This is a genomic window from Sphingobacterium sp. xlx-130 (assembly GCF_011007405.1).
GTDB classification, from domain to species: Bacteria; Bacteroidota; Bacteroidia; order Sphingobacteriales; family Sphingobacteriaceae; genus Sphingobacterium; species Sphingobacterium luzhongxinii.
Window position 1 is genome coordinate 314,282 of sequence record NZ_WFKN01000004.1, and the last position, 14,076, is coordinate 328,357.

Sequence of the window (14,076 nt, forward strand, 5' to 3'; positions counted from 1 at the left end):
TATTAGTAATCACCGATTGTTCTCGGAATTTGGTCTAAAGCAGACTCTAATTGTTCATTATTAGGTGCTGCACCGTGCCATTTATGAGTGCCCATCATGTAGTCTACTCCAAATCCCATCTGTGTATGCAATAATATAACGACAGGCTTTCCTTTACCGGTACGGGATTTGGCTTCTTCTAGACCAGCTATTACAGATGCCATATCGTTTCCTTTTTCTATTTCCAGAACGTCCCATCCAAAAGCCTCCCATTTTGCTCTTAGGTTGCCTAAGGATAGTACTTGATTGGTCGGGCCATCGATCTGCGCACCATTGTAGTCGACTGTAGCAATGATATTATCTACTTTGTTGTGAGGAGCGTACATTGCCGCTTCCCAAACCTGACCTTCTTGAAGCTCTCCATCTCCCATTAATACATATACCAAACGGTTGTCGTTGTTTAATTTTTTAGCTTGCGCTGCCCCTATAGCTACGGATAGACCCTGACCTAGTGATCCAGAAGCAACCCTTATACCAGGGAGGTGTTCATGTGTGGTGGGGTGTCCTTGAAGACGAGTGTTGAGCTTACGAAAAGTAGCTAATTCACTAACAGGGAAATAACCGACTCTAGCTAATGTACTATAAAACACTGGAGAGATATGTCCGTTGGATAAGAAAAATAGATCTTCATTTTTTCCATCCATTTTAAATGAAGTATCATGTTTCATTGCATGAAAATACAGTGCTACAAAATAGTCTGTACATCCTAAAGACCCTCCTGGGTGACCCGATTGACATGCATGTACCATACGTACAATATCACGTCTTACCTGAGAAGCAACTTGCTCGAGATTGTTAATATCTACACTCATCTTTAATTAAATATCATAATGTTTATGGGTAAAGGTAGTGAATTTTGAATATTTAGGGGTATTATTTGCATTTTTAATTGTTGTTAACTATGGAATTTTATGTAATACTGCATCCGTATGAAAATCATGGATTGAAAACATTTAAATTAATAAGTATAATAATATATGAAAAAGTTGTTTTTTTGTTTTTCGCTTCTCAGTTCGGTACTATACAGTACTGCACAGCATAAAGTCAGTACAAATGCAGAAGTAAAGGAAGTGACCGTTTATGCGAACGGAGCTCAAGTATTAAATAAATTTCAGGTTCTGTTGCCATCAGGGAGTAGTGATTTGATTATCAGTAATGTTGCAAATGATCTAGACGAACGGAATGTCCAAATTAGTGGCCCTGATCATGTTTCTGTATTATCGATCGTGAAGACAAGTGCAGAGGAATCTCAGATCACAAACCCTTCACATCAAAAGCTAAAGGATTCATTGGATCTGCTGGCTGTAGATCGAGAGAGTGTGTACAACAAGCTGAATGCTGCTAAAGGTGCACTACAGATCTTAACCAATAATGACTTGTTGGGAGGTGGAGATGGAAAGATTGATATTGGAGATTTATCCAAGTTAGTCGATTATTATCAGATCAAGTCTGTGAATCTTAATAAAGAAATTTCTACGTTGAACAAAGAAATAGCTGAACTTGATAAAAAGATCGTTCGGTTTCAAGAGGCGTTACGTACCTACGTAGGTAGTGGTGGTCAGTTAAGGTTGCAAGTCAATTCAGGGCGTAGTGGCAGTGTCGCTTTAGAGGTACGTTATATGACACGCTCTGCACATTGGCAAGCTTATTATGACCTGAAAGCAACTTCAGTATCCGCTCCATTGAAGATGTTTTATAAAGCGGGTGTGTCGCAAAGCTCAGGTGTGGATTGGAGAAATGCGAAATTAATTTTATCCACTGGTAATCCAGCGGTAGGGGGGACTGCGCCTGTTTTATCGCCTTCTTATGCTGTAGTCCGTAATATAGAAGATGAGATGTTTACTACTCTTACGGTACAGAATCGTGTACAGAATAAAATACAGAGCTTGGATGCGAAAGCCATAAGAGGAGTTGCTGTCATGGATGAAGTTACCGTTGGTGAATTGGCTACTCCGTCTATTTCTATGGTTGAAAACCAGTTGAGTACAACCTTCGATATAGAAGTCCCTTATACCATTCTATCGAATGGTCAGCCACATAGCGTTGCCTTGAAGGAGTTTACGCAGCCAGCGATATTTAAATATTATGCTGTTCCTAAATTAGATAAGGATGCTTTCTTAATGGCTGAAATAACTGATTTTCAGAAGTTAAATCTGATACCGGGTGAGGCGAATATCTCTTTCGAGAACATGTTTGTGGGTAAGTCTTATATCAATCCCAATGTGACTACAGATACCCTGAACCTAAGTCTGGGGAGAGATAAGGGAATCTCTATAAAAAGAGAACGTATAATGGATCAAAAAAGTACACAGATTTCAGGTAGTTCTAAAAAACAGATCTTTACCTATGAAATTAAAGTCAGAAATAATAAGTCTAATGATGTGGATATTCTGTTAAAGGATCAATATCCGATTTCAACGGATAAATCTATTGAAGTAGAGCTGCTAGAGACAACAGCCGGGAAGGTTAATACGGAAACGGGCGTTGTGACTTGGATGCTACGGGTGAAGCCGAATGAAACGCAGACTTATCGAATAAGCTATTTGGTGAAGTCACCTAAAGATAAGGTGATCAGTTTTAATTAAGGCTAAGAAAAAAGGCATCGAATCTATTTATGATGCCTTTTTTTCTGAAAGTGTCCGTATTATTGATTCGACATTATAATTCAAGGCATCAATGAGTTCTCTTCGTTCGGTTTAATGGAAATCAAGAACTTTCATGCTTGCTGTTGATCCACCAGCAAGCATGAAAGTTCTCTTAATTTAAAATAGACCAAGTGGACCAAGGTATTCTACTTAATATAAGTATCAATCCTATAGTGTACATAATGAAAACCTTTTGGTTCGCAGCATAGTCTTCTTTTGCTTTTTTCGCTTTGGAATATCCAATGGTAATCAGAACTATTGCAATCAGCATTGTCACTGGATGTTCAATTATCTTAAACCGTAGCTCCGGGCTTTTCATAACACTCCCTGAAAACATGGTGTGGTATTTAAGCGTGAAAAAGTAAACTAGACCGATCAATAGCTGAAGGTGCGCACTGATAAATCCGATTAAAGCTATTTTGCGGTTGTAAGGTTTCGCTTTGAAATAATTGATTGCTGTAATTACAATAGAAATAACCAAAGCAATTAATAAGATGATGGCTAAGGTAGAGTGTAAGTGTTTCATTCCTGTTAACATGATTTATTTATTTAATTTCTCTCTTTTTTTATTTCTCTTCTCCGTGCAAGGTCCCGATTTCGTAAAAGTACTACTTTGCGGTGCGCTTCTCACCTAGCTCACGAAATTCTGACATTATTTTGAATTGTGGAAATGTTTTTTCCAAACTTAGACTGTAGCCTACATCAAAAAATAATTTAATATCAGCCATTATGCCTTCAAAGTCCCAGTTCTCATCCAGTTGGTCGGCAGGTGTGTGGTATTTTCCTGTTAAGGCCTTTTTTCTGTTGGCGATAGCAACAGTATCATTTGAAATCAATTCGCTTCCGCTCCCCATAAATAAGCCTGGTATTCCTTTCTTTACGAAGTTGAAGTGATCTGACCGGTAAAAACCACCAGATGTCGGATTGCTCTCTCCATGTACGATCCTTCCGAATTTGTGTGCCGACCGGACTACATAGTCGTCGATCTCTGACTGGCCAAAACCTACGATGGATACATCTTTAGTCTCTCCTAGAGGGCTAAATGCGTCCATATTTAAATTTGCTGCGGTCTTGTTTATTGGATATATTGGGTTATTGCTGTAATAAGCTGATCCTAGCAAGCCCTGTTCTTCTGCGGTGACCGCCATAAAAACGATGGTACGTTCAGGTTTTACTTTCGCTGCCTGAAAAGCTTTCGCAATTTCAAATAAAGCGGCTACACCAGCGGCATTATCTACTGCGCCATTATAAATGGAGTCTCCGTTGACAGATTCGCCAATGCCCAAATGATCCCAATGCGCTGTATAGATAATGGTTTCGTCAGGTCTTTTGGTACCTTCTATTTTTGCAATTACATTGTTTGATTTAGCGTATTTAAAGCTGTTTTTAAGTTGGATGGAAGTCGAGATGGCTAACGGTACCGCTTTAAACCCTGGTTTTTTAGCGGATTCAACAACTTCATTACTGATCCCTGCTAATTTAAACAGACGTTGCGCAGTATTAGCGGAGATCCAGCCTTCATATTGGGCTTTAGGTTCGCCCTTCTCTTTGTTGTCTAGATCCATTTGTGGGCCGCTCCATCCTGTACGTACGACGTCCCAGCCGTAGCTGGCAGCCTTGGTGTCGTGTATGATTAATACCCCGGCGGCTCCCTGCCTTCCTGCCTCTTCAAATTTGTAGGTCCAGCGACCATAGTAGGTCATGGTGTCGGCTTTAAAAAGATTTTTGTCATAATGACCAGGATCGGATGCTAATACAACAACGGTTTTGCCTTTTACATCCAGGTTTTCATAATCGTTCCATTTGTATTCTGGTGCTACAATCCCAAAGCCTGCAAACACCAAGTCGGTGGAGGCTATGTTAATCTGTTCTTCTAAACGGCGTGTACCGATGACATAATCGTCGAGATATTGCACCGATAAAGATCCTTTCTCTCCTTTGAGAGTTAGTGTGGGAGTGGTTGGCTTGGAAGAAATCTCGACCATCGGCACCTCTTGGAAAAAGGATGTCCCATTTCCCGGTTGTAACCCCAGATCTTTAAACTGACTCTCGATGTAATTGACTGTAAGCGTATCTCCTTTTGTAAAGGGCTTTCTACCTTCAAATTCATCCGAAGATAGAGTCGCAACATTTTTTGCATAACTATCCGCACTAATAGCGGCTATGGCGGTACTATCAATGCTGTCTTGACTATGCGTCGTATTCTTATTGTTCTGTATACAGCTCACCGATAGGATAGATGCTGATAAGATCGTAAATAGTTGTGTTTTCATCTGTCTAATAACTACTTCTTGACCGGCCAGAGAGCAGGTCGGTTTGACCTTAAAAGTACAGTTTTTTTTCATCCATATACAATTATTTCATGAGCTCGGAAGCGCGGTTTGTTTTTTTAGGTGATTAAGCTATCAGATTTATTCACCCTGTTTGGTTTTAGTAAATCATGATGGTTTCTTCTTCGCTAATAAATACTTCGGCAATTGGATGGAACAGGTATATTTTATTTGTAGCGATTTCTAAACATTTATAGCGTTTTCTGACTTTTTCCATCTTTTTAAACTTTCTTCCGTTTTCTAATACAAATATGGCATCTAAGGGGAGATCTTCCACTACAGTTGCATCTTCAGCAAGGACTTTGCTGTCGTATTTTTTTAAGGCTCGGTAGAGTGTTAGATCTGTGCAGGATGAAGCTGCAGGATTATTCATATACGACGATATCGCCATTAGAATGTCACTTGGAAATATGGAAAGCTTGATAAAAGGCTGTATCAGGTTTACGAAGTTTTGTTTCCACTCTGCGCCATGTGGTTTTACCGTGCTTTTATAATCTTGATAAGTCTTTAGGTGAGCAAATTCATGGATACTCGTGATTAAAAAAGAGTATGGGTTAAGGTCATGGTTTACCGTAATCTGATGAGGACTACCTCTGAAAGGAGCTCTATAATCTCCGAGTTTAGTTTTACGGCTGCGGCTTACTTTAAATCGGCAGGAGGTATCATTGATCCATTGCGATATGATTGGAGCCGCAGCTTCGGGCATATATTTACTGAGTTGTTTGCTAAAGTCTGCCATGAATACAAACATATTGTTTTCCGTCGATATTTAAGGTAGATTTTGTGTTTCTTACTTTATTTTGAGCGTGCCTCTTATTAATTCTAACCTGATTATTTCTAATTCGTATTCGTGATTATAAAGCATTTTATCTAAGTTTGGTTTAGATATTTAAATTCTTATGGCTAGGATTATTTTTACCTTACTTTTTGTTCATGTTTACTGTTTGTCTTGGGGGCAGGAGCTATTAGCTCGTGTCGAAGTGTCCGCTCCACAAGTACAGAATGCGAATTCAAGAACGATTGATTTTTTGAAAAAAGTTATTTCGGATTATTTGAATAACAGGTCCTGGACCGAAAATAAAGTTAGGCCTGAAGAACGGATTGATTGTAGTTTCAATATTGTTATCTCTTCATTTGATGGATCTAGTCAGTACCAAGCTACTGCTCAGATCAATTCTGCCAGACCAATTTACGGTACCAACTATAATTCTCCGATTCTCAGTTTCAAGGACAAGTACTTTAACTTCAGCTATACGGAAGGGGATCAGTTGGAGTTTAATGAAAATCAAAATATGGGAGCACTCTCTTCTCTTTTAGCATTTTACGCGCAGATTATCGTGGGCGTAGATATGGATACTTTCAAAAAGATGGGAGGGACAAGCATACTGGGCAAAGCCCGGAATATAGTGAACTATTCGCAGTCGACACAAAGTGAGGGCTGGCGTGCTATGGATGCAACGGATAATAGATACTGGTTGATTAATAATTTATTGGATCGTAAGTATTTCCCGTATAGGGAGTTTTTTTATAGTTATCATCGAGAGGGATTGGATAAGATGACCGAGAATGAACAGATAGCCAAGAAGAAGATGTCTGAGCTTTTGGTAAATCTTAAGGAAGTAGACCGTTCGAATACCGGTAATGTGTTGACGAATGCTTTGTTCACGGCCAAGTCAAATGAGTTTGTCGGTTTGTTTTCCAAGATGCCCGGAAATGAGAGTGTTAAGGTGTTTAATTTGTTGGTCGATTTAGATCCGACTAATACCGCTAAATACGAGAAGTTGAAGAATTGATTTTTTGATCGAATATTATTGTATGCTAGTACGATTACTAATAAAGAATTATGCGCTGATAGATAGTTTAGATATATCTTTTGACAAGGGACTGAATATTATCACAGGGGAAACGGGGGCTGGAAAGTCGATATTGATGGGAGCTTTGGGGTTGATATTGGGCAGTAGGGTAGAAGGAAGGCCGTTTTTTGACGAACAAAAGAAATGCGTTATCGAAGGTTACTTTAATGTAGCCGCTTATGGATTAAAGCCTTTTTTTGAGGAGGAGGATTTAGACTATGAAGAAGAGACCATTATTCGGAGGGAAATAGCATTAGACGGAAAATCCAGAGCTTTTATCAATGATTCTCCAGTTACATTGACTACTTTAAAAGGTCTTGGTGAAAAGCTTATTGATATACATTCACAACATGCTACTATGCAGGTGAATACAGAAGAGTTTCAACTTTTTGTTTTAGATAGCTTGGCTGGAAACGAAGATCGACTGACCTTGTTTAGAGAAGCGTTGAAAGAGCTTCGTATCTTGGACAAGCAGCTGAAAGTTCTCCAGGAAGAGTTGGATAATGCCAATGCCGAATCGGATTACAATCAGTTCTTGTTTGAAGAGCTGGAGAAGGTAAATGTGCAAGCTGGTGAGGTGAAAGAACTGGAGGTGGAACAGCAACAATTGGCCAATGCAGAGGAAATAAAACGGGGGTTGAATGCAGCCAGCTATGTGCTGGTAGATGGGGAGCAGACTGTGCTGTCTATGCTCAAGGAAAGTATAAATCAGGTACAGCATGTAGGACGATATTTTGGAGATGCGGTCCCACTGGCTGAACGTATGCAAAGTGCATTTATCGAGTTAAAGGATGTAGCGAGTGAGCTCGTTGCACAGGAGGGATCTGTCCATTTGAATGAACAGCGGCTGGATGAAGTAAATACGCGTTTGAGTGCTATTTTCGTCTTGTTGAAAAAGCATCGCGTAGATTCGGAAGAAGAGCTTATACAGCTAAAGGATCAACTTGAAAGTAAATTGCAGCTTGTGTTAAATCAAGACCAAGCCATTGAAGAGTTGAGCCGTCAACGAAAAAGACAGGCGGATAAGGTATTGGTGTTGGGCCAGGAGATCCATGAGCATCGGAAGGTGATTATTACGAGGGTCGAGGCGGAGATTCAGCAAACCTTGAGTCATGTGGGGATGCCTAATGCAAAGCTGAATATCGAATTGCATTTGCTTCCTTTTGATAAAGCCAGTACCAGAGGTATGGACAGTATTCAATTTTTGTTTTCAGCGAATAAAGGACAATCGATGCAGCCAATTCATAAGGTTGCTTCTGGAGGAGAATTGTCTAGGGTGATGTTGGCTATTAAGTCATTGGTTGCTAAGTCTTCCGCATTACCGTCTATTATATTTGATGAGATTGATACGGGGATATCGGGTGAAGTTGCACTACGTGTCGGTGAAGTGATGGCTGGACTGGCTGCTCATATGCAGGTAATAGCTATTTCGCATTTACCTCAGATTGCTTCCAAAGGGCAGGCACACTTTAAAGTGTATAAGGAGGATCATGGCGAAAAAACACAATCTAATATACAGTTGTTGACTAGCGATCAGCGTGTTGTGGAGATTGCGCAAATGCTGAGTGGGACGAATCCTGGAGATTCGGCGATTCAACATGCGCGAGAATTATTGAATGCATAAGAAGCTTTTTTACTATTCGTCAACATGAAAGAAAGCGTTACGCGTTAGCTAATAGACTTATTTTAAAGATTATTTATGGCGAAAGTATCGAACGTCAGCCATTTTGTTTACTAAGAAATTTTTATTTCAACTTTTTTAACTCATATATGTTATGAAATGAATAGTTACCATACCTACTCAGATTATCAATTAGCTTGTTCCTTAAAAAAGGGAAGTCAAGAAGCTTTTACTGCTATCTATCATCGTTTTTCTCGGCAATTATTGGCTATAGGATATAATTACGCTAAGGATATGGAATTGGCCGAAGAAATTGTGCAGCAAGTTTTTAGTGTTTTGTGGGAGCGCAGAGATCAGGTGCAGATAGATACTTTAGGACCTTACTTAGCGACTGCTGTTAAATTTTCCGTTTTCAAAACATTGCATCGTAAGAAACGCCAGGAAGAAATGGCAAGACAGCATTATCAGCCAAAAATTATCGAATTGGCAGAAGAAAAAATTGATGCAAAGTTTTTAGAGGAGTATATCAATGGAATTGTTGAACAGTTACCTGAGAAGTGTAAACTTGTTTTTGTATGTAGTCGTCGGGAAGGGATGACAAATGCGGAGATAGCGGAAGAATTGGGTATTGCTGAAAAGACGGTTGAAGGCCATTTAACAAAGGCATTGAAAAAAGTACGAAAGGGATTAAAGGGATTAGGCCTTTCTGTAGTTCTTATCGAAATGCTATTAAAAGATTTTTAAGAAAAAAAGTTCATTTATAGAGCAAGGGTTACCTAGCCCTTTGTGGTACATGTTCATATATTAATGCCAATTTTAATAATGAACGAATCTGAATTACCTGATTTAATAGAAAAATATATTGATGGTACGGCTACTTATGAAGAACGTGAGCGTCTGCTTGTCTGGTATCGATCTTTTGATCATTCGGAGGTATTCATGCCGGATGAAGACACCGTAGAAGAATCCTTGCAATTCATTTTAACCAAATTAAATGCTACACTAGATTTTCCTCTGCGGAAAAAAAGTATTGTTCAAAAAAATCATCCTTGGTATTGGGCTGCGGCAATCTTACTCATAGGATTTTCTATATCACTTTTTTATATAGAAAGGGACAACTTGTTAACCGAATCAGTTAAGCAGGTCCCTAAGGACAGTCTCCTACAAATCCAGCCTGGAACGGACAAGGCCATATTAACCTTGGCAGATGGGTCGGTGATTCCTCTTGATGAGGCTGGTAAGAAAGTGCTTCAAAATAATCAAGATCAAAATTTTGGGATAGAAAGTGAAGGTGTGTTGACCGTGAAAAGTAAGCAGGTAAGTATAGCAGCTTCTAGTCAAAGAATCGTCCAAAATCGACTGAGCACACCTAGAGGGGGGCAATATCGGATCATATTAGATGACGGTACCGCAGTATGGCTAAATGCCGGTAGTATTTTGACCTTTCCGAACCACTTTGTCGGTAAAACACGTGAGGTAAGCTTAGTCGGCGAGGCTTATTTTGAGGTCGCAGAAAATAAAAGTAAACCATTTGTCGTTCATGCAGATAAAATACATGTTCGTGTACTAGGAACGCACTTTAATCTGAAAGCTTATCCAGAAGACAAACAAATTCGGACAGCATTAGTGGAAGGGTCGGTGCAAGTAAATACAATTAATCATACATTAAAAATAAAACCGGGCGAACTCGGATTATTTGATAAGTCTAAAGGGGACCTATCTTCAAAACGAATCGATCTACAGTCAGATATCGCATGGAAGGATGGTTATTTTATGTTTCGTAATGAACCGATTACCGCTATTATGCTCCAATTAGCGCGTTGGTACGATGTAGAAATTACCTACAAGGGGGATTTAGATAATAAAATATTTACAGGTAGAATTCTTCGGAAAAGTACGATTAATGAAGTTTTGAAAAAATTAGAATTAACGGGGGGAATACATTTTAAAATCGAAGGAAGGAGGATTATTGTCATGCCATAGACCGGATCTATAGAGTCTTTGATGATATCTTAAAAATGCAAGAGCGCTTCCGACGCTCAAGCATTCTAGCTTAGGATCATTGAAGAAAATATGTGGAACATTTTACTAACAAGATTAAACCCTAAACAATCAAAAATATGAAATTTTATTTAACGGGGAAGAACTATTTCTTCCTTAAGATGCTGTGCATTATGAAATTTATACTAATCTTATTGCTAGGTACCTTTATGCATGTAAGCGCGCATACCTATGCGCAGAAAATCACCTTGCATGCCCAGAATAAGACACTAGAAGAAGTATTGCAAAAAATAAGCTTGCAAAGTGAGTATGACTTTGTATATAGTGCTAATATGTTGAAAACTTCGATCCCCGTAAATGTGGATTTAAGAGCGGTCGATTTAGAGAAAGCTTTAGACATATGTTTTAAGAATCAACCTGTCACGTATACGTTGTGGGATAATACGGTGATTGTCAAGCTGCGTGAAATAAACGATATTGAAAAGCAGTCTCAGCATGCTGTTTCTGGGGTCGTTCGTGATGAAAAAGGGACGCCGATGTCAGGTGTCGGAGTCCGGGTAAAAGGAACGAACGTGGGCACAGTAACAGCAGCAGGTGGTTTATTTTCACTTCAGGTACCTACGCAAGATGCGGTTTTGATTTTTAGTTTTTTAGGATACAACAGCAAAGAAGTTACGGTAAATAAGCAATCACAACTACAAGTCACATTGACCGAAAAGCCAGAAATACTGGATGATGTAGTCGTAACAGCGCTCGGAATTAAGCGCCAAAAGAAGGAGTTGGGTTATGCTGTTTCAGATATTGACGGAAAGGATATTACAGGTTTTGGAGAGACCAATGCTATTGCTTCTTTAGCAGGTAAAGTGGCCGGTGTCAGTGTTTCAACGACGACAAACGGTCCGTCGAGTTCGAGCCGTGTGGTGATTCGAGGCATTCGTGAGCTACAGGGAAGTAATCAACCACTCTATGTCATTGATGGTGTTCCTGCTGTGAATGGCAACATCGGTTCGGCCGATAAAGATGGTGGTTTTGATTTGGGGGATGGCTTAGGCGATATTAATCCCAACGATATTGAAAATATTTCTGTACTAAAGGGAGCTTCTGCCGCAGTACTTTATGGCTCTCGGGCATTAAATGGTGTGATTTTAATAACGACGAAAAATGGTGCGTATAAAAAGGGGTTGGGTATAGACTTCAACAGTACCTTAACGACGGAAACTATTTCGACCAAATTCGATGAAGAGCAAAAAATCTATGGTCAAGGTTCGAATGGATTACTACCACGAGATGCGACGAATTCAAATAATATAGCCTCGAGCTGGGGACCACGTTTTACGGATGCAGAAACTATCTTTCAAAAAGATGGGTCAGTACGACCGTATAAATATATAAAGAATAACATTCAAGATTTTTTTCAAACGGGTGTTACAGCGATGAATACTATATCGCTAACAGGAGGAAATAAAGATCATAATTTATATGCATCCTACTCGAATGTGACGAATAAAGATATTGTTCCGACTGGAAAATTTGATCGTAATAATATTTCTTTTAAAGGAAGTAGTAAAATATTTGATCAACTTACCTTAGATGTTAAAGGTTCTTTGATGTTTGAGAAAGTTAAAAATAGACCTGCATTGACAGATGATATCAACAATATTGGAAATGCTTTACTCAATATAGCAGCCAATTTTGACCAATCATGGTTGCAAAATTATCAAAATGAAGATGGCTCATACATCGACTACACCGGTAATCCTTACCGAGCAAATCCATATTGGACACTGAATAAAACATTGAATGATAGTAAAAAGGTACGCACAGGAGGATCAGCAAACTTAACGTACAAGTTCAATGAGAACTGGTCGGCGAATGCATCGGCAGGAACAGATTTCTATAAGTTTGATTTTTTTAATTTCTACGACTTATATACACCCAATAGAGCAGGTGGTTCATTACGTATGAATCAATTAAATGTTAGAGAGGATAATTTTCAGGCTTTATTAAATTTTAGTAAGGATATTTCATCCAAATTTAAAGTGGATGCTATGGCAGGTGGAAATATTATGAAATTTAATCGAGATCAAATCTTAACAAATGGAGCCGAGATTAATGCGCCAGGTAAACCCTTGATTACCAATTTTAGAGAAGTACAGGTCATTCCTTCTAATCCAAGAAAGGAAATTCAGTCTTTGTTTGGCAATGTAATGTTTGGCTATAATCAATTTTTGTTTTTAAACTTACAAGGTAGGAACGATTGGTCTTCTACACTTCCAAAAGGAAACAACAGTTATTTCTATCCGGCTGCTGATCTATCAGTAGTACTTTCAGATGCATTCAATTTCAGTTCGTCGGCTGTAAATTATGCCAAATTAAGAACCTCTTACGGCCAAGTAGGAAGTGACACCGACCCTTACAAAACCAGTTTTATGTATAGCCTGACGGGGCAATCTATGAATGGGTTGCCGATGGGTGAAATTTTAGGTGATGTGATTCCAAATGCTAAATTAAAGCCGCAACGTAAAAACTCCTTTGAAGTAGGTGCTGACTTAAGTTTCTTTCAAAATAGAATTGGTTTAGACTTCACCTACTACAACGAGATTACAAAGGATGTCCTGTTAGATCTCCCGGTAAATGAAACTACGGGTTTTCGTTTTGCGTCCTTAAATGCAGCAAAATTAAAAAACACGGGTGTTGAAATTTTATTGAAATCAACAGTGTTGAGTTTAGAAAATAGCTTTAAATGGAATTTGAGTTTAAACTTTGCAAAGAACTATAATACCGTGCTGGATATAACAAGTGGACTGGATGCCTATACTGTTGCAGAAGCACGTTGGGCAGGAACGACAATTATTGCTGAAAAAGGAAAGCCTTTTGGATCAATTATAGGGCGCACGTTTGTATTAGATGAACAAGGTAGAAGAGTGCACGATAACCAAGGTATCCCTATCTACACGACAGATCCTCAAACATTAGCTTCCACGCTTCCTGATTGGACCGGTGGGATGACGAATTCCTTTCAATTTAAGGGTTTTGAATTGCGTACAGTTATTGATATTAGAAAAGGTGGAAGCATGTACTCCATTACCAATCGGACTATGCATGAAAATGGTACCCATTTGAATACGCAAGAAGGACGTGATAGTTGGAATGAATACAATCAGGAACGCAGAGCCTTTGAAAATGCAGGAGGTGATCCTGATGAGATAAATCGTAATAATAGAGGCTTTGTCGGTGCTGGTGTCAACGAAAAAGGTGAAGCTAATACGATCGGAGTAGATCCATATATCTATTGGCGTTCTGTAGTTGATAATACAGCTACTCCATTTATATATGATGGAGGGTATGTGAAACTACGTGATGTTGGTCTTAGTTACACCCTTCCAAAAGGTATGATCAAGAATTTTCCTCTTCATAATCTGTCACTGGGCATCGTAGGACGAAATTTATGGATAATGTCTAAGCATGTACCTAATATTGATCCAGAGTCAAATTACAATAATGGAAATGGACAAGGCTTAGAATATGGTTCATTGCCAGGACGCAGAAGTATAGGTTTTAATCTGAAGGCTAGTTTTTAAGATCGG

10 protein-coding genes are annotated in these 14,076 nt (G+C 39.0%); 6 read left to right on the top strand and 4 right to left on the bottom strand.

The annotated features are described in order from the left end of the window. Positions 1-2 precede the first annotated feature (2 nt). Complete coding sequence (locus G7B18_RS07485) at positions 3-851, bottom strand: transketolase (protein WP_164108793.1); 849 nt, start codon at positions 849-851, stop codon at positions 3-5. A 165-nt stretch (positions 852-1,016) separates the two neighbouring features. On the opposite strand from G7B18_RS07485, the gene G7B18_RS07490 reads away from it, so the two are divergent. Beyond that, entirely contained in the window at positions 1,017-2,624 is a 1,608-nt protein-coding gene (locus G7B18_RS07490; RefSeq protein WP_164122273.1) for a mucoidy inhibitor MuiA family protein, read from the top strand. Between the two features lie 172 nt (positions 2,625-2,796). Here G7B18_RS07490 and G7B18_RS07495 read toward each other — a convergent pair whose 3' ends face one another. The 3 genes from G7B18_RS07495 to G7B18_RS07505 all read right to left on the bottom strand — a co-directional run bounded on the left by G7B18_RS07495 (position 2,797) and on the right by G7B18_RS07505 (position 5,753). Then, entirely contained in the window at positions 2,797-3,210 is a 414-nt protein-coding gene (locus G7B18_RS07495; RefSeq protein ID WP_164108791.1) for a hypothetical protein, read from the bottom strand. An 82-nt stretch (positions 3,211-3,292) separates the two neighbouring features. Further along, on the bottom strand, positions 3,293-5,029 hold the full coding sequence (locus tag G7B18_RS07500) for a M28 family metallopeptidase (protein WP_240452794.1): 1,737 nt from the start codon (positions 5,027-5,029) through the stop codon (positions 3,293-3,295). 85 nt (positions 5,030-5,114) lie between these two features. After that, a complete protein-coding gene (locus tag G7B18_RS07505) occupies positions 5,115-5,753 on the bottom strand; it encodes a SprT family zinc-dependent metalloprotease (RefSeq protein ID WP_164108790.1) in 639 nt (212 codons plus the stop codon). A 160-nt stretch (positions 5,754-5,913) separates the two neighbouring features. Between G7B18_RS07505 and G7B18_RS07510 the strand changes: the two genes are divergently transcribed. From G7B18_RS07510 to G7B18_RS07530, 5 genes are all read left to right on the top strand, one after another. Beyond that, the gene (locus G7B18_RS07510) at positions 5,914-6,807 is read left to right on the top strand and encodes a DUF4835 family protein (protein WP_164108789.1); all 894 of its coding nucleotides are present in this window, start codon (positions 5,914-5,916) and stop codon (positions 6,805-6,807) included. Between the two features lie 22 nt (positions 6,808-6,829). Next, entirely contained in the window at positions 6,830-8,491 is a 1,662-nt protein-coding gene (recN, locus tag G7B18_RS07515) for a DNA repair protein RecN (protein WP_164108788.1), read from the top strand. Between the two features lie 156 nt (positions 8,492-8,647). Then, positions 8,648-9,232: an RNA polymerase sigma-70 factor gene (locus G7B18_RS07520; RefSeq protein ID WP_164108787.1), complete on the top strand. Its 585-nt coding sequence runs from the start codon at positions 8,648-8,650 to the stop codon at positions 9,230-9,232. 78 nt (positions 9,233-9,310) lie between these two features. Continuing rightward, positions 9,311-10,471: a FecR family protein gene (locus G7B18_RS07525; protein ID WP_164108786.1), complete on the top strand. Its 1,161-nt coding sequence runs from the start codon at positions 9,311-9,313 to the stop codon at positions 10,469-10,471. A gap of 137 nt (positions 10,472-10,608) precedes the next feature. Next, positions 10,609-14,070: a SusC/RagA family TonB-linked outer membrane protein gene (locus G7B18_RS07530; RefSeq protein ID WP_164108785.1), complete on the top strand. Its 3,462-nt coding sequence runs from the start codon at positions 10,609-10,611 to the stop codon at positions 14,068-14,070. The last annotated feature ends 6 nt before the right edge of the window (positions 14,071-14,076 follow it).

Bases quoted from the DNA above. Each gene is read 5' to 3' on its own strand.
- G7B18_RS07485 (WP_164108793.1), bottom strand. From the start codon at position 851: ATGAGTGTAGATATTAACAATCTCGAGCAAGTTGCTTCTCAGGTAAGA.
- G7B18_RS07490 (WP_164122273.1), top strand. From the start codon at position 1,017: ATGAAAAAGTTGTTTTTTTGTTTTTCGCTTCTCAGTTCGGTACTATAC.
- G7B18_RS07495 (WP_164108791.1), bottom strand. From the start codon at position 3,210: ATGAAACACTTACACTCTACCTTAGCCATCATCTTATTAATTGCTTTG.
- G7B18_RS07500 (WP_240452794.1), bottom strand. From the start codon at position 5,029: ATGAAAAAAAACTGTACTTTTAAGGTCAAACCGACCTGCTCTCTGGCC.
- G7B18_RS07505 (WP_164108790.1), bottom strand. From the start codon at position 5,753: ATGGCAGACTTTAGCAAACAACTCAGTAAATATATGCCCGAAGCTGCG.
- G7B18_RS07510 (WP_164108789.1), top strand. From the start codon at position 5,914: ATGGCTAGGATTATTTTTACCTTACTTTTTGTTCATGTTTACTGTTTG.
- recN (WP_164108788.1), top strand. From the start codon at position 6,830: ATGCTAGTACGATTACTAATAAAGAATTATGCGCTGATAGATAGTTTA.
- G7B18_RS07520 (WP_164108787.1), top strand. From the start codon at position 8,648: ATGAATAGTTACCATACCTACTCAGATTATCAATTAGCTTGTTCCTTA.
- G7B18_RS07525 (WP_164108786.1), top strand. From the start codon at position 9,311: ATGAACGAATCTGAATTACCTGATTTAATAGAAAAATATATTGATGGT.
- G7B18_RS07530 (WP_164108785.1), top strand. From the start codon at position 10,609: ATGAAATTTTATTTAACGGGGAAGAACTATTTCTTCCTTAAGATGCTG.